General features: G+C 40.1%; 15 protein-coding genes. 11 read left to right on the forward strand and 4 right to left on the reverse strand.

Annotated elements, in window-relative coordinates; genetic code table 11:
• Positions 1-232: 232 nt before the first annotated feature.
• The 8 genes from WBA23_RS06085 to WBA23_RS06120 are packed head-to-tail and all read left to right on the forward strand — an operon-like array spanning position 233 to position 9,439.
• Positions 233-1,210, forward strand: coding sequence for a sulfotransferase (locus tag WBA23_RS06085; RefSeq protein WP_424581360.1), 978 nt, complete (start codon positions 233-235; stop codon positions 1,208-1,210).
• A 17-nt stretch (positions 1,211-1,227) separates the two neighbouring features.
• Positions 1,228-2,217: a glycosyltransferase family 2 protein gene (locus tag WBA23_RS06090; protein WP_424581361.1), complete on the forward strand. Its 990-nt coding sequence runs from the start codon at positions 1,228-1,230 to the stop codon at positions 2,215-2,217.
• Between the two features lie 5 nt (positions 2,218-2,222).
• Positions 2,223-3,395 carry a hypothetical protein gene (locus WBA23_RS06095; protein WP_424581362.1) on the forward strand — a complete coding sequence of 391 codons (1,173 nt, stop codon included), beginning with the start codon at positions 2,223-2,225 and terminating at the stop codon, positions 3,393-3,395.
• Between the two features lie 58 nt (positions 3,396-3,453).
• Entirely contained in the window at positions 3,454-5,166 is a 1,713-nt protein-coding gene (locus tag WBA23_RS06100; RefSeq protein ID WP_424581363.1) for a glycosyltransferase, read from the forward strand.
• Between the two features lie 12 nt (positions 5,167-5,178).
• On the forward strand, positions 5,179-6,309 hold the full coding sequence (locus WBA23_RS06105; protein WP_424581364.1) for a polysaccharide pyruvyl transferase family protein: 1,131 nt from the start codon (positions 5,179-5,181) through the stop codon (positions 6,307-6,309).
• Between the two features lie 8 nt (positions 6,310-6,317).
• Positions 6,318-7,562, forward strand: coding sequence for an O-antigen ligase family protein (locus tag WBA23_RS06110; protein ID WP_424581365.1), 1,245 nt, complete (start codon positions 6,318-6,320; stop codon positions 7,560-7,562).
• A complete protein-coding gene (locus tag WBA23_RS06115; RefSeq protein ID WP_424581366.1) occupies positions 7,555-8,535 on the forward strand; it encodes a glycosyltransferase family 2 protein in 981 nt (326 codons plus the stop codon). The genes WBA23_RS06110 and WBA23_RS06115 overlap by 8 nt, the downstream gene beginning before the upstream one ends.
• A gap of 10 nt (positions 8,536-8,545) precedes the next feature.
• On the forward strand, positions 8,546-9,439 hold the full coding sequence (locus WBA23_RS06120) for a glycosyltransferase family 2 protein (protein ID WP_424581367.1): 894 nt from the start codon (positions 8,546-8,548) through the stop codon (positions 9,437-9,439).
• A 246-nt stretch (positions 9,440-9,685) separates the two neighbouring features.
• Here the strand turns inward: WBA23_RS06120 and WBA23_RS06125 are convergent, their stop codons facing one another.
• Positions 9,686-10,177: a fasciclin domain-containing protein gene (locus WBA23_RS06125; RefSeq protein WP_424581374.1), complete on the reverse strand. Its 492-nt coding sequence runs from the start codon at positions 10,175-10,177 to the stop codon at positions 9,686-9,688.
• Positions 10,178-10,800: 623 nt separating this feature from the next.
• A complete protein-coding gene (locus tag WBA23_RS06130) occupies positions 10,801-12,285 on the reverse strand; it encodes a lipopolysaccharide biosynthesis protein (protein WP_424581368.1) in 1,485 nt (494 codons plus the stop codon).
• Between the two features lie 399 nt (positions 12,286-12,684).
• Here WBA23_RS06130 and clpB point away from each other — a divergent pair, with 399 nt between their 5' ends.
• Entirely contained in the window at positions 12,685-15,294 is a 2,610-nt protein-coding gene (clpB, locus tag WBA23_RS06135; protein ID WP_424581369.1) for an ATP-dependent chaperone ClpB, read from the forward strand.
• Between the two features lie 61 nt (positions 15,295-15,355).
• On the opposite strand, the gene WBA23_RS06140 is transcribed toward clpB, so the two are convergent.
• Entirely contained in the window at positions 15,356-17,617 is a 2,262-nt protein-coding gene (locus tag WBA23_RS06140) for a SpoIIE family protein phosphatase (protein ID WP_424581370.1), read from the reverse strand.
• Between the two features lie 90 nt (positions 17,618-17,707).
• The gene (locus WBA23_RS06145; protein ID WP_424581371.1) at positions 17,708-18,226 is read right to left on the reverse strand and encodes a hypothetical protein; all 519 of its coding nucleotides are present in this window, start codon (positions 18,224-18,226) and stop codon (positions 17,708-17,710) included.
• Between the two features lie 283 nt (positions 18,227-18,509).
• Here WBA23_RS06145 and ruvA point away from each other — a divergent pair, with 283 nt between their 5' ends.
• A complete protein-coding gene (gene ruvA / locus WBA23_RS06150) occupies positions 18,510-19,130 on the forward strand; it encodes a Holliday junction branch migration protein RuvA (protein ID WP_424581372.1) in 621 nt (206 codons plus the stop codon).
• Between the two features lie 15 nt (positions 19,131-19,145).
• On the forward strand, positions 19,146-22,229 hold a 3,084-nt coding region (gene sprA / locus WBA23_RS06155), incomplete at its 3' end, for a cell surface protein SprA (RefSeq protein ID WP_424581373.1).

Below are 22,229 nucleotides of genomic sequence, written 5' to 3' on the forward strand. Positions count from 1 at the left end.
TGAAAAAAGGTCGTTGCATTAACTAGGTCTTTCTATTCGCTGTTGGGTTAGTTTCATCAAATCCAACCGGGTATCTTATTTGTCAACGATGTTTTGATCAGATAATCGGTATTTTAATGATGACAGCTATCACTCAGCTTACACCAATAAGAGAATATTGTTTGATAAAGTACGATAATAATCATCGTGCTATAAAAAGCGTTTATTCTAACAAATTAATAAAAGATAACTCATGAATACCGAACATATTACAGCAGAAACTCAAAGTCCTCTATTAGTTGATAGTCCGGTGGTGTTTCATATTGGATGGATGCGAACTGGAACCACTTTTTTGCAGGGGGTTTTTAAAAAGCAAGAGAATATTCAGCTATCATTAAAAAATCGCTTCATTTCATATAATCCATATTACTCATTAGGTCGGGAGCACTACCGCACATTAGTTGAAGGCAGTGATCAGCACCAAGTTGTAATAGATAGCGATGAAAATTATGCTATGGGGCGCTTTAAAACTCATCTTCGGAAGAAGAACCAGCAACGCAGTTATAATTACAAAGCGGAATTAAGCTTTGTCTATCACGACATACCGGAAATGCTCTCTCGTATGAAAGAAATGTCTCCTAATGCAAAAATATTGGGCGTGATTCGAAAACAAGCAGATTGGTTTGAATCGGTCTACAAACACGATGTTTATCACTTTGGATTAGATCAAACTTTTGAAAAATTCTATCAGAGCAATCTAGGTCAAGCTTATCGGAATGCTGCTGATTATAGTGGGATCATAGCCTCTTTCCAGCAAGCTTTTGGAAAGGATAATGTGAAGATTTTGCTATTCGAAGATTTTATTCAAGATCAGCAAAAGTTCGTTAAAAACCTTTCAGATTTTCTAGAAGTAGATATCTTAGTTGGTGAAAAGAAGAGCTTAAAAAAGAATGCTAGTACCTCGGGGCTTATTACCCACCTGCATCGTATGGCAAACACGCTCGCCGAACCTGATCCTAGAAGACCAGAACGAAAATTATATCAAACCCTTAGAACCGCTATATATAAACTCGATCGTATAGCAGCCACTAGTGGATGGAAGCTTTCAGGAAAAGCCCTATCAACAGCTATGCAACAGAGAATATCTAGGGACTTTGCTGCTAGTAACGAGAAGCTTATAGAAATTATCGGTGATGAGGCTTTACTAAAAAGATATCAGTACATTAAATAAATTAATGCAAATTTTCTATGAAAGAATCAGTAGATATAACAATAGGTTTAGTTTCGTATAATACTAAAGACTTAGTAGTACGATGTTTAAAGTCAGTATTTGAGTTTACTAAAGGGGTTTCATATCAAATCATTCTGGTAGATAATAAATCTAAAGATGATACAGTTAGCATCGTGGAAAAAGAATTTCCTTCGGTAAGAGTTATCCGAAGTCCAAAGAATGTCGGTTTTTCTTCAGCAATAAATATGGCTTTGACTGAAGCTAAAGGACGTTACTTTGCTATGTTTAACTCCGATACGGCATTGCTAAACGATACGTTCACTGAACTTGTGCGTTTTGCAGACTTACAACCCGACTGCGGTATTGCTTGTCCTCAACTTTATTATCCTAATGGTGAAGTTCAAGTTTCTCACTACCCCTTCCGCAACCCAAAGAAGAGAGCATTTCGTGAGGTATATCCTCGCTTAAATGCTTTAAAACAGTTGCTTGTCCCTAATAGCCCAACCACACGGAAAGAGATTAAGAAGAAGCGAAGCGTTCCCTCCGCTCCGGTAGAGGTGCAACGACCCCGGGGAGTATGTTTTATGGTCAAAAAGGAGTGTATCGATGATATTGGCCCAATGGATGGGAATTTTTTCATTTTTGCTGAAGATGTAGATTGGGCCTGGCGGGCTAAACTGGCAGGCTGGAAAAGATATATAGTACCTTCTGCTAAACTCATGCACGAGAATCACGCTAGTGTTGCCCAACGTGCTACCATGATGCAGAAGATACAGATGCAAAGTGTTTACTATTTTACTTACAAGCACTTTGGTTTAATGGCTTGGTTCCGCTTACGTTTTGGTAACTTCTTAGGTGGAATATTGGCACTGCTACTAAGCGCGTTGCTTTTAATAAGCAGGAGAACTCAAAAGAGAACTATGTTTTATGAATCTATTGAAGAGGCAAAGGCACTCCTTCACTTGAGCTTTCTCACAAAGAAGGTACTACCGGCTGACGCGAAATAATTACAATGACTTTAACTCTGAATGCGCTTGACTTATTGTTTGAATTAGGTGACGCTTGCTTACAGAAACCTGAAGTATACCTACAAGCGGGACATAATGGCCCGTATCGCCACCCAGAAACGCCTTTAAGAAATAAAGGCCACTGGCTCATTACATTTTCCCGATTATACGAATGGTCTGGCGATGAGAAATACCGAAGAGCGGTAAAGGATTTAGCTTCTGTCTTCTTAGAGCCTCAGTACCGCCCCCACGGTTATAGCTTTTTGCACAGAAATGCTAAAGGAAAGGATCGCTGTAACGGAATTATGGGACAAGCTTGGTCGATAGAATCACTGGCTGCTGCTTCGCGTACTTTAAGCGATCCAATATATACTAAACTGGCCTCTGAAGTCTTTTTACAACATCCCTTCAACGATTCGTTAGGTTTGTGGAATGTACTAGAGGTAGATGGTACTGTGAAACCTATTGACAATGCATTCAACCATCAACTTTGGTTTGCTGCTGCTGCTTCATTCATTATGGATAGTGACCCATTGATAGCAGAAAGAGTACATACTTTTATGGATAAAATATGGGATAATGTAACTCTATTAGAAGATGGACTTATCTATCATGAACTAGAAAACATCACAGAAGATAAGTTTCAAACAGTAGTAGTATCCAGTGGCTTAGTAAATGTTTGGCAAATAGTTTCTGCTGTATTACAAAAGTTAAGATTGAAGGATAAACCATTGAGTCCGGAGGAGCGAAAGAAACTACAGTGGAGCAAAATGCTTAATAAATCTATAGGCTATCATTCGTTTAATACTTATGCATTTGGACTTTTAAAGAACAACACTCTTGAACATCCATTATGGAAACATCCTAAATTATTGAGTATCATCAATTACTTGCTCACCAATAATTATAGTAAAGGAATAGCTAATAACCGGTATAGCTACGCTTATAACCCTCCTGGATTTGAGATACCATTCTCTTTAGCATCTTTCGAGAATGATGAAGAGGGGAACATTCGATGTTCTCAATTATTTCTTCAACAGCAGTTAGATTTTTGCTATAATCACGAAAGCAAATTGATGGATAGGAATAATGAAGACATATTCACATTAACTGCAAGAAGCTACGAGATAAGCAGATCAGAAAGCAATTTTCTAAGAAAAATAATAATTAATAGCTAATTAATTATATTATAATACAGAAAATTATTACATTTGTACTATTAATTCTCAATACGCAATGGTTTCTGTAATTATACCAGTATACAATGACCCTATAGGTTTAGAAGCTACTTTAGCTTCTTTAGTAGTCCAAGATCCGCTTTATTCATTTGAAATCATTGTAGCTGACAATGGATCAACTGACCACACTCAGCAAGTAGCTCAGAGATTTACAAACCGCTTCCCCAGATTGGTGCGTTTAGTAGTAGAAGACGAGCAGCAAGGATCATATGCAGCTCGTAATAAAGCAATTAATGAAGCACAGGGTGATCTTCTGTTTTTTATAGACGCTGATATGGTAGCCCCTTCGGACTATCTTAATAAGATCATCACTGCTTTTCAAGAGAATAATGCTGATTATGTAGGTTGTAAAGTTGATATAGTTACTGATAAGAAAACTTTAGCAGCTAAATATAACCAACTAGGGGGATTTAAAGTAGATGTTGACCTGAGGCACAACCACTTTGTGCCAACTTGTTGTCTTAGCATCAGAAAAGAAGTAATAGATACAGTGGGTAACTTTGATGCTCGCTTGGAATCAGGAGGAGATTACGAGTTTGGGAACCGAGTGTATCGGGCAGGGTTAAAGCAGAGCTACACCAATACAGTAACATTAATACATCCAGCCCGATGGAAATATCGTTCATTGATGAACAAATCAAAGCGAGTTGCTCGAGGTATCTGCCAGTTGGCTTTCTACTATCCTGATAGATTTTGGTCACGCTACATTATGTATTCTTCATTAAATCGTCATAAACCTAAAAACCCACTAACTATTATAAGAGAAGCACGATCAACAGGGGTCTCTCTAAACTTTTGGGAAGCTATAGTTCTTTCAGTATATCATATTCCTCTAACAATCTCCTCATCTAAGGAAGCCAAGCAATTTATGAGTTATTTACAAGATCATACTGTAATACCTACCAGCACCCTAGGCACTAATCAAGAACCATTGGTAAGTGTTAATATTACCACTTATAACCGAGCAAAATTTTTAGGCCGATGCTTAGATTCTGTCTTAAATCAAAGTTATTCCAATTTAGAAGTTATCGTCGTAGATGACGCATCATCTGATAACACAAGGAAAGTAGCAGAAGACTATTGTAAGGGAGATGCAAGAGTAAAGTATTTTCGGCATGACCAAAACCAAGGAAATGCATTTGCCCGAAACACGGCACTTAAACACTGTAAGGGCCTATTTGTAGCATTTATGGATGATGATGACGAGTGGATAGATCCTGATAAACTTGCTAAACAGGTTGAAATATTGAAGGATAGTTCGGATCCTAAATTAGGCATTATATGCAGTGGGGTGAAAGTTATTGATGCTCACAATAACGAGGAGATCAAACGTGCCGAAATGCCATTAGATCTCACTTTGACATTGTTAAAGGGAAATGGCGTAATTCATAATTCCACAGTAATGACTAGGCGAGATATTATGATTAAAGTAAGTGGATTTGACACTAAAATGCCTCGCGGAATAGACAGCGAGTTTTTTCGCACGGTAGTTGTAAAGCATGGCTATAAGGTGCACTTTATGCCTGATATCACAGTAGCTTACCATGAACATGGAGAGGGGCGTATGACCACTAATAAGAAGAACGCAGCAGCTAAAACCTGGAAAGCTAACATACATGTAATTCAAAAACATTTAGGAAGTTTTCTACTACATCCTGAAGCTCTGCTGTACCGAATAATGAGTCGGTTCAAAAAAATAGTTGCTAACTAAATCATCAATAAAATGATCCATCTTAAAATTGGAAACTATACAAATAAAGGAGACGGTCTTATGCTACACGCCATTCTTGAGCGGTTGCAGGGAAAAGATGAACTTACGTTATTGCCCAAAGTAGCAGAATATAAAAAAAGAGCACTTTTAGGACTTTATCAAAGCTTTTGGTTCGAGAGTTTAGCAAATCCTACAAACCAATTGCTGACCACTACATTTCCAACCAAGCTGCGTAAAAAGTACGGATTAGTAATTGAAGAAGAGATTGATTCGGTAATAGATGCGTCTGGGTTCGCCTATGGCGATCAGTGGGGTCCCCGTAAGATAGAGCAAATGGCTAATGATTGTGCCCGCTGGAAGAAACAGGGTAAAAAGATCGTTTTACTTCCCCAATCTTTAGGCACCTTTAAAGATGAGAAGGTAGCTGAGGCTTTCCGTAAACTTTTAGATAATGTAGAACTGGTATTTGCTCGCGACAAGTCGTCTTACGAGTTTGCCACCTCACTCAATCATCATACAAATAAAATCAAGCAAGCACCCGATTTTACAGGTGCTCTGAAAGGTAAGATTACTGATTTATATCGCCCTCAGCCTCGTCAAGCTTGTATCATTCCTAATCACCGGATGATTGATAGTACGGACGATCAAATTGGCCCACGGTACCTACCATTTCTTAAAGAGTGTTTTGATAGCTTCACCGACTTAGGCATGGACCCCTTTGTACTGGTACACGAAAGAGTAGATTATCCTGTAGCCGAAGAACTACAAAAATTAATAGGTAAACCTATTGATATTGTTTATGATAATGACCCGCTAGTGCTAAGGGGGGTTATTTCTCAGTGCCATATCGTGGTAAGCTCAAGATTTCACGGCTTGATTAGTACTTTATCGCAAACTGTACCCTGCTTAGGAACGCGATGGAGTCATAAATTTGAACGAGTGATGGAAGAATATAAATGTCAAGATTTTTTAGTTTCACCCTTAGATGCCCCTCAAGAAGTACGAGCCAAAATAGAACAGTTAAACGAAGGCGAAACTCGTCAACGAGTAATAGATAATATTGCAGCGACGGTTGAGGAGCATAAACGTTTAAACAACACAATGTGGGGTGAAGTAGAAGAGATATTAGGTCTGTCAAAGTAAAAATAAGCATGACCATTCAACTACCAGAGCAAGAAAAAGCTATTGACTACTTGCTAGTGTACTTGCTAGCAGCTATTTCTGGTATGCCCTTCTTCAATGGAGATATTCCTATGATTGGGGTACTTGGGTTTGCCTTTTTGATATTTTTACTTAGGAAAGAAGGCTTCAATGGATACTTCTTTTTTATCCTCTTTTCCTTTTTGATTATAGCCTGCCTTCATAGCCTACATTTCAATTACTTTCCTCGTAATACCTATATTGGACTAATTGTTAAAATATCGGTAGGCTTTTTCGTTCTGGCAATCGTAAAGCAAAAATTTGCTACGTATTTTGTAGATATTATTGTTTTCCTCTCAGTTGCTAGCTTCTTCTTTTTTATTCCCTTATTTATTACTAGCGGCTTAGATAACATATTTAGTGCAATAGGGGTGTCTTCTCCTTTTGAGCCAGGGGGGTCAGTAAAATCACTGATTGTATACCAGCTTAACTTAGACCGTCCGGGAGGCATGTATCGTAACTGCGGGCCATTTTGGGAGCCAGCGGCTTTTGGTGGTTACTTACTAATTGCGCTAATGTTTAATTTAGCCCAGACAAACAGTTTGAAAGACCGCAAGAGTGTGATATTAATAATCACTTTAGTATCTACACTATCAACAACAGTTTTCTTACTATTAGCGGTATTAATTTTCTTTTATTTCTTCCTTAATCAAACCCTTTTAGTAAAGATCGTTTCGGTGCCAATCTTGCTTGGTGCTTTTGCTTATGCCTACGTTGCTCTACCCTTTATAGGTGAAAAGATAGATGAAGAAATTTCTCGAGGAGATATGAAGGATATGATGACCGATAGTGATCAGGTTGGTCATACCCGGCTAAGTAGCGCTATATGGGATTACGATGATTTTATGGAATACCCTGTTTTAGGACGAGGAATTTTTGAGCAAACATTCTATAATCCGTTGGATGTTAAAACGAGACATAATGGGTTAACTAAGCAAATAGCTCAGTGGGGAATTATTGGTTCGCTTATCTACTTTGGGGCTATGTTTTTTAGCTTTAAACAGGTGGTGCATTACTCTGATTTGCACCCCTTTCTTAGTATTGTTTTCTTCATTCTTATTTTGGGAATGGGAGTGGCAGAAGGCTATTTTGATAAACCATTTTTTTGGGGATTAGTGTTTCTGAGTCAATACGTAGCTAACAAGCGAAGTGAAGAAGAATTAATAGACGACAAAAAGACAGTATCGTATGCTTGAAGATAAAACTGTAACCGTTTGTATTACTACCTTTAACCGGAAAGAGATGTTGAATCGGGCGGTTGAATCAGTCTTGAATCAGACATACGCACATTTTGAGCTTATTATTGTAGATGACTGCTCTAGTGATGGCACGGAGGATTATGCAAATAAACTAGTAAGCAAAGACCAAAGGATTCGCTATATACGCCATGATGTAAATAGAGGGTTGGCCGCAGCTCGGAATACGGCTATCTTTAACAGTAGAGGGACCTACTTTACTTTTGTAGATGATGACGACTCCTGGAAGCCAAGCTATTTAGATGAATTTGTGAGATTAGCAAAGGGCTACGATGCAAACTGGTGCTTTTGCTGCGGCTCTATTACTATCGATTCATTGGGACAAACAGTTTATGCTAACTATCGCTCATTAGAAGGACCGCTCATCAACTATATACGTCAGGGATATACTCCCCCAATCGCTTCTCAGTTTTACTTTACATTAACTCTACAGCAATGCGGAGGATATAATGAACAGATAAAAAATGGCGTAGATCATGATTTGTGGTTAACGTTAGCGTTTCGGGGTATTAATATAAAATCAAGTAATGAGTATTTGTCTTTGCCGTCAGAAGCGATAGATATCTCCCGAGTGAAAATGACTAATTCGTATCAGAAGCGGATAAATGGAATTACTAATTCTTTATCACTGTGGAAGCCTCAACTCACAGCTCACTTCGGTGAGGACTACTACCAGAAATTTCAAGAAGCCTATTTACTACGTGAGAAAAAAAAGTTTTTTCGGCTTTACATGCTTAAGCTTAATTTTACAAGAGCTTTAGAAATTTATAGAGAAATAAACATGCCCGCCAAGGAAGTTGCGAAGTCATTAGTAATAGCTTTTCTGTATCACTTGAAAATTCCAATTAGGCGGGAAAAGTATGTTACCCGAGGTTCTAGCCTATCCATAAAAATAGCAGCAGTGACAGTTTAAATTATTAAGTATGCAACGGAAAATATTTATTGTTATTCCCGTTTTTAATAATGTTAAATACACACTACGATGTCTCGATACGCTAGAAAAGCAAGATTATACAAACTATCAGACAATTGTAGTGAATGATGGATCATCTGATAACACAACTGAGAAGATTAATGCTCAGTATCCGAACGTGGTTGTATTGGAAGGTGATGGAAATTTGTGGTGGACTGGAGCTACTAATATGGGCATTGAATATGCCCTACAACAATCAGAAGAATCCGATTTTGTTCTCGCCTTAAATAATGATTTAGAAGTTAAAGAAGACTACTTAACTGAACTGGTTGAGGCCTACGATTACAATAAACCCTGTCTTATCGGTTCAATATCCGTACATTTGAATAATCCGGAACATGTAGCATTTTTAGGTGAGAAGTGGAATCCTTATACAGCAAAATCAAGACCCACAATTTCAGAGCATCGCTACAGTAAAGTAACAGAGCAGCACGAATATATATCCTCAGGTGCCCTACCGGGGAGAGGGATGCTTATTCCAGTAGAAGTATTCGCTAAAATAGGACTATTTGATTTTGATCGCTTTCCTCAATATTTAGCTGACTACGATTTTAGTAGAAGGGCAATTTATGCTGGGTATAAGTTGCGAGTAGCAACAAAAGCTGTGGTAATGAGCGTAGTAGAAAACACAGGGGTTAGCTATATTACGGATCCAACCTGGAAAACTTTTTTTACCTCCCTAAAGTCTATAAAGTCACCTAATCGGGTAGTTACCAGATACCACTATGGCATGATTCATAGTCCATTGAGGTTTGGCTATGTTATTATTAAAACTTTAAGGGTCTTGGTATCATTTCTGAGAGCTTGGATGCTTAAAAATACAAAGTTCGCCATTCAGTCCTAACGATTTTGTGAGCAGAAAATTTTCACTCATTAGCCACTTCAATCGGTGGTGAGAAGAAAGTACAGGAATTTGAATAACCTTGTTTAATAACAATGATTTTTTCCTGTAGGATAGAAAAACACGCACAATGAAATAAATTGCAACATTTCTGTTGATCTATCTAACTGACTTTGCCTCTATAACAAACAAAAAAGGCTACCTACCTAAGTAAATAGCCTTCTGCGTTAATAAGTAGCTACATCTAAATTAGTTGCCGCCTTCTTTTTCTTTGTCACCTTGAGCAGTTTCCATCATACTGGGTGGTAGAATAACAGCATCAATAATGTGAACAATACCGTTAGAAGCTTCCACATCAGCAGCTATCACTTTAGCTCCTTCAATCATTGCTTCGCCACCTTGCAACATCACTTCAGCGTCGCTACCTTCTACCGTAGTAGCCATCATACCATCAGAAAGATCAGTAGAAGCTACTTTACCAGATACTACGTGGTAAGTTAAAACTGAAACTAACTTATCTTTATTCTCTGGCTTTAATAAATTTTCTAAGGTTCCTTCAGGAAGGGCTTCAAAAGCCTCATTGGTGGGAGCAAATACTGTGAATGGACCATCTCCTTGTAGTGTTTCTACCAATTCTGCGGCCTTTACTGCTTCCACCAATGTGGATAAGTTATCTTGCTCCATTGCTAGTGCTACAATGTCCTTCTCTCCGGCATCTTGTGCAAAAGTAAGGGTAGTCATGAATAGACCAGCTAATAAAAAAATAAATGCATTCGTTTTCATAGTCGTAATTTTGTGTTAAAATAATATCCTACCTAACACGGTGTCTTATCAAATGTTTTGTTTAATTCTATTTAATAAAAACATTAACAGAAAATTGATAGAGTTAATGGCTTTATTCATATATATTTGATATTCAGATTATTGCAAGTAATCTTTTGAACATAAAAAATACCTTGTTACATAATTGCTGCTTATTTTTACACAAAGCATTTATTAATTTAGACACCGACTAAAGGAAAGTAAGGAAATACCCTTTAATTTTTAATTCAGTACAGATAGGTCAAACTTATAATAGCCAAAGCAACAATAAGCAGTAGCAGCCAGGGCCATAGTGGTTTTTTACGAGTTTTACGATTCAGTTGTATGTTTGCCATGAAGTAAGTAGGTTCAACTTAGTATCTCCAATGTAGAAGTATCACCCTTTGAGCCGCAAAAGTGCCTCGTTTTGTTCGTGTGGCAACTGGTCAATAATTAGGGCTTTTACTGGTAAATAACTCAAACAGCTTCTAAAATAAATAGTTCGCAATAGGCAGTAAAATAGATAAACAGGAGTATACCTACTAGTAACATTTTATTGTATGCTAAGAATTAATGTATTTGACAACCGGTGTAACTACTTTATCTTGAATCTTAGTAACTACTAATACCTTATCAAGTAGCTCCCTCTCAAAAATCAATAGATACCACAGATATCCAGTACTGATCAACGCGCTACCGATAAGTAGATGAGCCCAAGCAGATACTGGATGTAAATAGTATAACAGATTGGCTAGTACACCAATAAACACGCAAGCTAAAAGTGGCTTCCAGGCCATTTCTAGAAGTGAAAGGTAGTGTACACCAATGAGACGATGTACAGTTCGCTGATACCAAAAGAATCTAAATATACGATCAATCAGAATACCTATGGCTGCTCCATTAATACCAAAAAATATAGCTCCTACAGTTACAGCTGGAATAGTGGAAATCAGCGTTGAAGTAATACTTAATTTCATAGACAAATCGGATCTCCCTACACTGCGCATGATAACCGTAGCATTGGCGGATAAGCCGTTCAGAATAGTTGCTAATGCCAAAATTTGCAAGGGGGTAACTGCCATCATCCACTGAGTTCCGAACCCAACCTGAATAATAGGTTTAGCTAAAACTATCAATCCTAACATTAGTGGGAAAACTAGTAGTTGACTCACTTTACTAATATGCAGAAAGTATTTAGCGATGGCATCCTTACTTTTTTGAATGGATGAATAAGCAGGAAACATCACTTTATTCATTACATTAGTGAGCTGCTTCACTAATGTATTTGTCAAAACAAACCCTAAAGTGTAGGCCCCTAAAGCAGCTCCACCAATTAGTTTTCCAATTAGCAAATAATCTATGTTCAGCGTAAAGAAGTGAAAAATTCGCTCAACCATTACCTTACTACCAAACCCAAATAGTTCATGAAAAGCTTGTCGGCTGAAGATAAATTCTGGAAACCATCGTACATATAGCCAATAGATGAGCGCTGCTACTAAGGAGACCACTACTCCGTTCCATGCCAAAGCCCAAACCCCCCAATCTTGAAAGGCTAATGAAATAGCTATTACTCCACCAATTAGCACTGATACTACTTCCGCAATAGCTTGAGACTTAAACTTTAAATTCTTACTAAGTTTAGCCTTGGGTATAGCGTAGAATGTGTTAAATATAAATGGTAATGCCAAAAGAGGCATAACTTCACCTAAAATAGGTTCCTCATAAAACCATACCGCCAGGGGCGATATTACAAACACAATCAGGCCGTAGCCTAACAGCGCAATGGCTATGTTTAACCAAAATGCAGTAGCGTAATGTTGAGCATGTAGCTTTTCTTTAGGACGTTGAATAAGTGCTGAAACCATTCCCATTTCACTTACCACTTCTATAAATCCAATGAATACTGCTGCCATGCCGATAATACCATAATCTTCAGGAAGCAACAGCTTAGCTAGTACTAATTTAAAAAGTAGTCTTAACCCTTGGGAACTAAATGAAGCCAAAGATGTCCATCCCAAGCCTGATACAATGCTATTCTGTAGTCTCATAAAAAAAAGTAAAAGAAAAGGATCAGAATATAACTATTCTGACTTCTTCATAGTCTCACATCTCAACCTACACTCACAACAATAAATAGACTAATAGTAACACAGAAAAAATTGCACCTATAAAAGAATAAAAGGCAAAAAGGTGGCGAATTATGTTACCTAACTAAGATTTTGCTCAAAAATAAGTATAAAAATTGAATAAACCCTGAAAAAACATTCTGTCCTACCAAAGAATAGTCTAAGCTTACGATCTAAAAAATTATTTTAATGTCATATTGGCTTAATTCCCTATCAAACTCTATATTTTTATGCCATTATGGCATAAAAATTATCAATAATAGGTCTGGCGATAGTTTTGTTATGTTAGTGGTGAATACAATATAAATAGAAAAATGACCTATGAACTTAGATAATTATACAATAAAATCACAAGAAGCCATTCAAAAGGCAGCTACTATTGCTACTAGCAACGGACAGCAAGCCATTGAACCCGGGCATCTTTTAAAAGCAGTGCTGCAGGCCGATGAAAATATGATCTCGTTTGTGCTTAATAAATTGAGTATTAATCGCGCGCAGCTAGATAACGGTGTGGATACTATTATTCAATCGTATCCAAAAGTAAGTGGACAACAGCCATACCTGTCTAATGATGGTGCCGCCGTATTACGTAAAGCTGAAAACTATTTGAAGGATTTTAAAGATGAGTATATTGCTGTAGAGCATATACTATTGGGGCTATTAGCCGGAAAAGGAAAAATAGCTTCGGTAATGAAGCAAGTAGGGTTTGCAGAGAAAGAATTGAGTGCCGCTATTCAAGAACTACGAGGAGGTGATCGGGTGACTGATCAGAATGCCGAAGCCAAATACAAATCACTAGAACGGTACTCCAAAAACTTAAATCACTTAGCCAAAGCCGGAAAAATTGACCCAGTCATTGGGCGGGATGAAGAAATCCGCCGAGTGTTACAGATTCTGGCCCGTCGTACTAAAAACAATCCCATTTTATTAGGAGAGCCAGGAGTAGGAAAAACGGCTATTGTAGAAGGATTAGCGCAACGAATTGTGGATGGCGATGTTCCAGAAAACCTAAAAACTAAAACTATTGTCGCCCTGGACATGGGTCTACTAGTTGCAGGCGCTAAGTACAAAGGGGAGTTTGAAGAGCGGCTTAAGTCAGTAATCAAAGAAGTAACCGATTCCGATGGGCAGATCATTCTGTTCATTGATGAAATCCATACGCTAATTGGTGCCGGTGGTGGAGAAGGAGCAATGGATGCAGCGAATCTACTAAAGCCTGCTTTGGCTCGGGGTGAGCTACACGCGATTGGAGCTACAACCCTGAAAGAGTATCAGAAATATATTGAGAAAGACAAAGCCTTGGAACGACGCTTCCAAACGGTGATGGTAAATGAACCGGATATTGCCGATGCTATTTCTATCTTACGGGGTATCAAAGACCGCTACGAGTTGCACCACGGAGTGCAGGTGAAAGACGATGCGGTAATTGCCGCCGTAGAATTTTCTAATCGCTATATCAGTGACCGATTCTTGCCGGACAAAGCAATTGACCTAATGGATGAAGCTGCGGCTCGCCTGCGGATGGAGATTGATTCTTTACCCGAAGAATTAGATGAGCTGAACCGAAAAATTATGCAGTTGGAAATTGAACGGGAAGCCATTCGGCGAGAGAAAGATAAAGAGAAGGAGGCTCAACTTAACAAAGATATTTCTGAATTAGAAGATCAGCGTAAAGACCTAAAAGCCAAGTGGGAGAATGAAAAGGCGGTAATTAAGGGTATTCAAGAAGAAAAAGAAAAAATAGATCGCTACAAAGTAGAGGCTGAGCAAGCTGAGCGAGCGGGTGACTACGGGCAAGTAGCTGAAATTCGCTACGGGAAAGTGAGTGAAAGTGAGCAAAAGCTAGTGGAGTTTCAGCAAAAGCTAGCTGAAATGCAGCAAGGAAGTTCTCTTCTAAAAGAGGAAGTAAGCGCGGAAGATATTGCGGAAGTGGTAGCGAAATGGACGGGTATTCCGGTCTCGAAAATGCTACAAGGGGAACGGGAGAAGTTGCTAAACCTGGAAGATAAACTAAGCCAGCGTGTGGCGGGTCAGTTTGAGGCTATTGAAGCTTTGTCGGATGCGGTACGCCGTAGTCGGGCCGGGCTGCAAGACCCCAAACGCCCAATTGGTTCTTTTATCTTCTTAGGTACTACTGGGGTGGGTAAAACCGAGTTAGCGAAAGCTCTGGCAGAGTTCTTATTTGATGATGAGAATAATATGGTGCGGATTGATATGTCGGAATATCAGGAACGCCATGCGGTAAGCCGATTGATTGGAGCACCTCCTGGCTACGTAGGCTATGACGAAGGAGGGCAATTAACCGAAGCGGTGCGCCGCAAACCGTACTCAGTAATTTTACTAGACGAGATTGAAAAAGCGCACCCTGATGTATTTAACATCTTACTGCAAGTGCTAGACGATGGAAGGCTTACTGACAACAAAGGTCGGGTGGCTAACTTTAAAAACACCATCATTATCATGACGACCAACATTGGTTCCGGGTTAATTCAGGATCGGTTTCAGGATATTAATCCGTTCAATGAGGATGAAATTCTGCAGGAGACTAAACGGGAGGTATTTGAACTACTGAAAAAGTCGGTACGACCAGAGTTCCTGAACCGAGTAGATGAGACCATTATGTTCCGACCGCTTTCGCGCGAAGATATGCGAAAGATCGTGGAAATTCAGTTTAATCTGATTAAACGCCGGTTAGAAGAAAACGGAATTAAGATTGAAGCCACTGATGATGTATTGAGTCACTTAGCCAATATTGGATTTGATCCGCAGTTCGGAGCGCGTCCACTTAAGCGAGTATTGCAACGAGAGGTGTTGAACCGACTATCAAAAGAGATTTTAGCCGACAACATCAGTCGCGATTCCGTAGTCGGTGTAGAACTTAGCGAAGATCAGCAAATCAAATTCATCAATCTGGACGAAGTGAAGATATAATCGACAAATAGTTTGAGAATGATTGGAAAGGTAGAGATGGTGAGTCTTTACCTTTTTTATTTTATAACCGAACACCCATTAGCAGCACATCATCAGTTTGCACCTGCTCGCCGCGCCAACAGGAAAAGGTTTCTTCCACTTGCTGATACTGTTCTGGAGTAGATAGAGAGTAGATACCATCTAGTAGATCGCAAAAGCGACCCCGCATAAATTTTTTATCCTTGGGCCCGCCAAACTGATCTTGATAACCATCTGATGCCATGTACAGCATATCGCCCCGTTGCAACTTTTCGCACTGGTTGGTAAAATATTTGTCGGTTACCCATCCGCCCCCAATAAAATAACGACTAGGTTCTAACTTGTTTAACTTTCCGTTGTGTGTAAAGTACAGCGGTATTTGAGCTCCACTATAGCAAACCTCCTGAGTGTTGCGGTTAATCATACAGATAGCAATATCCAAACCATCGGCGTTTGCTCCTTCAACATCAGTTTGGCGCAATGCTTCCTGAATTCGAGTATCCATCATCGATAAAATGGTGTTCGGAGCCAGCACCTTGCTTTCGTGTACAATCTGGTTAAGTACTGAATTGGCTAACACCGTCATAAAGGCCCCCGGAACACCGTGTCCCGTACAATCGAGTACTGCAATCAGTATCGTGTCAACGGTTTCATAAACCCAGTAGAAATCGCCGCTAACAATATCTTTAGCGCGGTGAAATACAAATGAGTCGGGGAAGAGGTGTTTCAATTCGTCCTTTTCAGGCAAAAGCGACAACTGTATACGGCGGGCGTACTCAATACTATCGCGTATGTCCCGACTATTTTCTTCTAAAAGTTTATTTTTGACCGTAATTTCATCGCGTTGCTTCTCTATTTCTTGCTTCTTTTCCTCTAGTTTCTGATTAGCCCGAGTTTTTAAAACATACTTACTGTAAAGCAGCACTCCCACTCCCACCATCAGTAGCAACCCAACAATTAGTAGCACATTAATAAGCTTACGATCGCTAGCTAACACACTCTGAATTAAGTTCTCTTGCTGAAGGAGTTCAATCTGGTTATCCTTCCTTTTTGTTTCATAAAAAGTTTCCATTTCGGCGAATCGTTCAGCTACCTCTTCTTGAAAAGCTAAATTTCGCTCAAGATCATACAACCCAAAATTGACTAAAGCATTTTCGAAATCACCTACTTTCGCGTAGTATTTTGCCAACTGTTTATAGTATTTGCGTAGTATTTCATTACTGCCAATAGCATTACGGGGGGTTTGAGCTAAGCCTAAGTTGAGATAATTGAAGCACTGCTCCATATCGTTTAGGGCATAATAAGCATTACTTAGCTCTAACATACAACGAGCCTGCAATGATCGGTTCTCAAACTGTTCAGCTAAAGCCAATGCTTCCTCTATCAAAGGAATAGCTTCCTTCGCTTGGTTTTGCAGCAGATACGTACGGCCAATATGATAGTAAGCTAGAGCCAGTTTATCGTTCTCACGGTCTTGATTAAGACTAATCACCCTTCGGAACGATTCTAGAGCTAAATCGTAGTTTTCGGTCTCAATATGAACCCTCCCCATACCAATGTAAGCAGATGAGAGCATACTAGTATCTTGATCGCGTTGAGCAAACTCTATCGCTTGTAGTAGATATTCCCGCGCCTTGGGGTAATTCTGAACATCATGATTAATAACCCCAATGGTTCGATTAAGTCTGGCCTTGTGCTCTTCAACTTGCAAGTTGGTAAATATAGTGGTTGCGTCTATGCAATAGTCAAGAGCCAGCACATTACTACCCGTTCGGTTCCGAATTTCGCACAGCAACAGAAGCGTTTCAGCCAGAGCCAATTGATCGCCTTGCTGCTCATAAATTAGGCGGGCACTATCCGCGTACTGAACTGACATAGAGTAATAGTCGCTGGAAAAGGTAGTTTGAGCTACCAGATAATAGGCGCGAGCAGCACGAACAGAATCAGCTTCCCCCCAGTACTTAGTAATGCCTTTATTTAGGTAATACTGCAAGCTGTCGCTATTGTGGCGAAGGTAATGAGCAAAATAAGAAGCAAGGCGGATGTAAGTATCAGCTAGTCCTTGTTCATAATTTGCTTTCTGAGCAGCACTTTTAGCTTGCTGAATTAAGTAATAGGTAGTATCTAGGTCGTACTGCTCGTAAAATGCGGCCAGCTCAAGGTAAGCCTTACTTTCTTCTTCCAAAGAAGTAGCTCGCTCTAATATAATGCTGAGACTATCGGCCGTAGGCGACTGGGCAAAAGAAAAGTTTACCCAAACTACGTTAGCAAAAAAAAAGCTCCACCGTATAAGTTTTATCCACATCACTAATGCATCGTATATCGCTCATTAATACTATTCGAATGTAGGACTTGCTTACCAAATATTCAAGCAACTGGCAAAACCTATTGTGTTCTACTTTATAATAGGATATTCAATCCACATAGAGTCGGAGCCAAAGTAGTGTTCAATCACTTCTTTTCCTAGCGTGATTTGTTGCTGCTCAGCGTATTTCTTCACTTTCTGATTAACCTGCTCAGGAATGGACCTTACTACCGGATGACCGTATAACTGTATTTTGAGATAGTTGCCTGCTGGGAGAGTATCTTGAGTTAAGTTCTGTAAGGTCTCTGGCAATACATCCGAGCTAATAATTCCAATAAGCTGATTAATGTTTTCTGAAGCGGTAGAGTCATAATTTATTACGACTAGTTGACCAGAGCGAGCAGGCTCTTCTAGTAGTTGCTTCGTTTTTACTACAATCTCCCGTAGCTTCAGGTCACCGTATTTGCCTTGATACGGGGTTCCGTACACTACCCGAAGTTGGCTAAATACTTCGCTTATCTTCTCCAGTTTAAACCCACCCAACCAAGCGTAGCCTGCTACCGATAAAAGTATAACCAATATGGCACTAATAATTACGATCTTCTTCATTTCACCACTAAAATGATTGGTATGTTAGGTATATAATAAATTCTCGAGTACCGAGAGGGCTTTTGCTAATTGCTGGTAGTTTTTTTTACTTTTGCGGCAGCACCTGCTTTTAGGTGTATCCATTATGATGCGCCGAACGAATGGCTAATTTATAGAAAGGTTAGCAATTGCTTCCAAATAATCAGCAAATTCTACTATCTGCTACATTTACTTCTAATTACGGGTTGCAATTTCGGGTATAAATGTAAAATTGCAGTCCGACCACTAAATACTGCCCAACTGTATGTACGCTTATATCCAAGGAACTCTTGCCCACAAAGACCCAACCCACGTTGTTATTGATGTGCAGGGTGTAGGATACGAAATAAGAATCTCTCTCAACACCTACGAAGCACTAGAAAAAGAATCGACGTATAAACTTCATACGTACTTTCATGTAAAAGAAGATTCTCAAACGCTGTTTGGGTTTGCGCAACCTCCCGAAAAGAAGCTATTTTTAGACTTATTATCGATCTCTGGGGTGGGACCTAGCCTAGCACTAACCCTACTTTCTTCTATGCAGGTAAATGAGCTAAAGGGGGCTATCGCTAACGAAGATGCTAAAACAGTACAACGGGTGAAGGGAATTGGAGCTAAAACCGCCCAACGGATTGTGCTTGAGTTAGCTGATAAAATTCGGAAAGAGGGAGTTGCAGCAGGATCAACCGAAAAGGTACATGGTCTTCCGGCCGGCTCATACAATACCTTACGCACCGAGGCGTTATCTGCTTTAACTACGCTCGGATTCACCCGGGCAGCGGCTGAAAAAAGTATTGACAAAGTAATGGCCGACTGGCAAAAAAGTAAGCAAACCGAAGAGCTTCGTCTGGAGGAGGTAATTAAGCTTGCGCTCAAAACCACATAATAAACTATTGCCGACTTGCTACTGACGGTTATACGGTATATAAAAGAAAGTTCCCGGGCAAAACGGAAGCGCATAGTATTTCTAGGGCTAATGGGCGGGCTTATATTCAGCACGCTACCAATAATAGCCCAAGATACCCCCCCCGATGTAGTGCCGGTTGATACCACTCAGGCCAATACAATTCCGGAAGAAAACCTATCAGCTCCCGCTGATACCATTCCTGCGGGACCGTACCAACCCACTAATCGCCCGCAGTACGGCTTGCCCGATCGCTACGGTGATCCGCTTTCTAATCGGGTGCCGCGCTCACCACTCTACCTACAAGCTCCTACCCAGTTAGATTTTGGAATTGAAATCGATTCTTCCATTAACTACTCTATTTACGAGCGAGTAAACGGGCTAGACTACCGAGCACCTTCGTACTTAAACTTTGATCAGTATCAGCAAATCCAAGATCAGCGCATCTTACGCGACTACTGGCGAAATCGCTCAGCCGAATTAGATGGCGAAAGTGCGGTAAGTGGCCGGCGACTTATTCCGCCTATTTATACGACCCCTGCTTTCGATCGGCTATTTGGCGGTTCATACGTAGATATTCGTCCTAACGGATTTGTAACCCTCGACTTTGGTGGACGGTTTCAGCGAATCTTTAACCCAAACATTCCGATTCGGCAACAACGAAACGGCAATTTTGAATTCGATCAGCAAATCAGCTTAAATGTGGTAGGCACCATCGGAGACAAACTTCAAATAACCGCCAACTTTGATAATAATAATTCTTTTGACTTTCAGAATAACGTAAAGGTAGAATACACTGGCTACGACCACGAGATTATTAAAAAGATCGAGTTAGGCACAGTGAGCATGCCCGTTAGCAATAGCTTAATTACCGGGTCACAAAGCCTGTTCGGAATTAAAACTCAGTTACAGTTTGGGCGATTGTTTGTCACCAGCGTAGCATCGGTGCAACGAGGCAGTAGCGATGCCATCACCATTGAAAGCGGTACCCAGACCCGCGATTTCGAAATCATCGCTTCCGAATACGACGAGAATCGGCACTTCTTCCTGAATCATTTCTTTCGATCCAACTATGAAAACTGGTTGGAAAGTATCCCTTTGGTAAAATCCTCACTCAATGTTACGCGGGTAGAAGTCTACGTACTCAATCGGAACAACGATACCGAGACCTTGCGGGGTATGGCAACTTTCATGGATTTAGGAGAAGGCAGTGTAATATTCCGGGATGATAATCCCCAGATAGGAGAAGGACAAGGTGGCCCTGCCCGAAACAGTGCCAACCAGCTCTATTCTAACTTGCTCAATAGCAATCAACTACGCGATGTCAATCAGACTTCTACCATTTTAGAAAACGATTTTAATCTGATAAAAGCTACTGATTTTGAAGTAATTACTTCGGCTCGCAAACTTACCGAAAGGGAGTTTACCTTCGATAGCCAACTGGGCTATGTCAGTCTCAACCGCCGCTTACAAAACGACGAAGTATTAGCCGTAGCTTACGAGTACACGCTAAACGGACAACGCTATCAAGTAGGAGAACTAACCGAGGATTACCAAAATTTGCCCGAAGATCAAGTAATCTTTCTAAAGATGCTACGGCCTACTAAAATCAATACCGAAGTACCGACTTGGGATTTGATGATGAAAAACATCTACACCCTGAATGCCAGCCAAATCAGTCGGGAGGGGTTTCAACTGCGGGTAGTGTATCGAGACGACCGTACAGGAATTGATAACCCTAGTTTGCACGAAGGAGAGAATACGCGGGATATACAACTGATAAACCTGTTCAACCTAGATAAGCTTAACCCCAATAATGACCCAGTTAACGGAGGTGATGGTAATTTTGATTTTATTGAGGGCATTACTATTAATCCTGATCAGGGATTTGTGGTGTTTCCAGTGCTAGAACCTTTCGGTAGCCATCTGGAAGAGCAATTTGCACCCGGTGAAGACAACCTTGTTGATCGCTACGTATATAATTCACTGTATAACACTACCAAAGCTGATGCGGAGCTAAATACTAACAAGAATAAGTTCTTCATTGTGGGAAGCTTCGTTTCTGGCTCGGCCAACGAAATTATGCTCCCAGGCATTAATATTGCCGAAGGTTCGGTACAAGTAATTGCAGGCAACACCCCTCTTTCGGAAGGCGTAGATTTTACGGTAGATTATAATTTAGGTCGCGTAACTATTCTCAACGAAGGAATACTTAGCTCGGGCAAACGCATTCAAATTCAGTACGAAAAGGCTGACTTATTTAATTTTCAGCAGCGCTCGCTATTTGGCACCCGCTTGGAATATCGTATAAATGATGATATTAATATTGGTGGTACTATTCTGCATCTGAATGAGCGACCTATCATTAGTCGGGTGAGTATTGGCGATGAACCTACCAAAAATACTAAGTACGGCTTTGACATCAACTACCGAAAAGATTCTCGCTTTATTACTAAACTGGTAGATGCACTGCCGCTTATCCAAACCAAAGAGCCATCTACAGTTACATTCAATGCCGAGTTTGCCCAGTTAATTCCGGGTACGTCTAACATAGTAGACGGGGATGGCACTTCATACATAGATGATTTTGAAAATGCCGTTACTCCGTTCAGTTTGAACGGTTGGCAGAACTGGGTAATGGCCTCTACCCCAGTTACCGACGACCAATCGTTCATAGACCCAAACGCGGGGCCAATAGGGCGAAATTACCGCCGGGCGAAACTGGCGTGGTACGTAGTAGATAACACCGCTTTCTACGCCAGCCGGGGAAATTTAGTGAGTGGTATTCCTATTGCGGGTGATATTCTGAATCATTACGAGCGCGGCATTCCTCCCCAAGAAGTGTTTCCGTTTCAGGATGAACAGGTGATCAACTTCAACCTACCTGTTTTTGATATTGCGTACTTTCCCGAGGAGCGAGGGCCTTACAACTACAATCCCACTTTAACGGATGAAGGATTATTACAGAACCCGGAAGAAAACTGGGGTGGTATTACGCGGGCTATTACCTCGGATGTGGATTTTGATAAAACCAATATCGAGTACCTTGAATTTTGGATGTTAGACCCATTTATTAGTAGT

Origin of the sequence: Tunicatimonas sp. (assembly GCF_049647865.1) — a bacterium.
In the GTDB taxonomy this organism is placed as follows: domain Bacteria; phylum Bacteroidota; class Bacteroidia; order Cytophagales; family Cyclobacteriaceae; genus Tunicatimonas.

What these genes read in the sequence shown, in the direction of transcription:
- WBA23_RS06085 (WP_424581360.1), top strand. Translation starts at nt 233, where the DNA reads ATGAATACCGAACATATTACAGCAGAAACTCAAAGTCCTCTATTAGTT.
- WBA23_RS06090 (WP_424581361.1), top strand. Translation starts at nt 1,228, where the DNA reads ATGAAAGAATCAGTAGATATAACAATAGGTTTAGTTTCGTATAATACT.
- WBA23_RS06095 (WP_424581362.1), top strand. Translation starts at nt 2,223, where the DNA reads ATGACTTTAACTCTGAATGCGCTTGACTTATTGTTTGAATTAGGTGAC.
- WBA23_RS06100 (WP_424581363.1), top strand. Translation starts at nt 3,454, where the DNA reads ATGGTTTCTGTAATTATACCAGTATACAATGACCCTATAGGTTTAGAA.
- WBA23_RS06105 (WP_424581364.1), top strand. Translation starts at nt 5,179, where the DNA reads ATGATCCATCTTAAAATTGGAAACTATACAAATAAAGGAGACGGTCTT.
- WBA23_RS06110 (WP_424581365.1), top strand. Translation starts at nt 6,318, where the DNA reads ATGACCATTCAACTACCAGAGCAAGAAAAAGCTATTGACTACTTGCTA.
- WBA23_RS06115 (WP_424581366.1), top strand. Translation starts at nt 7,555, where the DNA reads ATGCTTGAAGATAAAACTGTAACCGTTTGTATTACTACCTTTAACCGG.
- WBA23_RS06120 (WP_424581367.1), top strand. Translation starts at nt 8,546, where the DNA reads ATGCAACGGAAAATATTTATTGTTATTCCCGTTTTTAATAATGTTAAA.
- WBA23_RS06125 (WP_424581374.1), bottom strand. Translation starts at nt 10,177, where the DNA reads ATGACTACCCTTACTTTTGCACAAGATGCCGGAGAGAAGGACATTGTA.
- WBA23_RS06130 (WP_424581368.1), bottom strand. Translation starts at nt 12,285, where the DNA reads ATGAGACTACAGAATAGCATTGTATCAGGCTTGGGATGGACATCTTTG.
- clpB (WP_424581369.1), top strand. Translation starts at nt 12,685, where the DNA reads ATGAACTTAGATAATTATACAATAAAATCACAAGAAGCCATTCAAAAG.
- WBA23_RS06140 (WP_424581370.1), bottom strand. Translation starts at nt 17,617, where the DNA reads ATGTGGATAAAACTTATACGGTGGAGCTTTTTTTTTGCTAACGTAGTT.
- WBA23_RS06145 (WP_424581371.1), bottom strand. Translation starts at nt 18,226, where the DNA reads ATGAAGAAGATCGTAATTATTAGTGCCATATTGGTTATACTTTTATCG.
- ruvA (WP_424581372.1), top strand. Translation starts at nt 18,510, where the DNA reads ATGTACGCTTATATCCAAGGAACTCTTGCCCACAAAGACCCAACCCAC.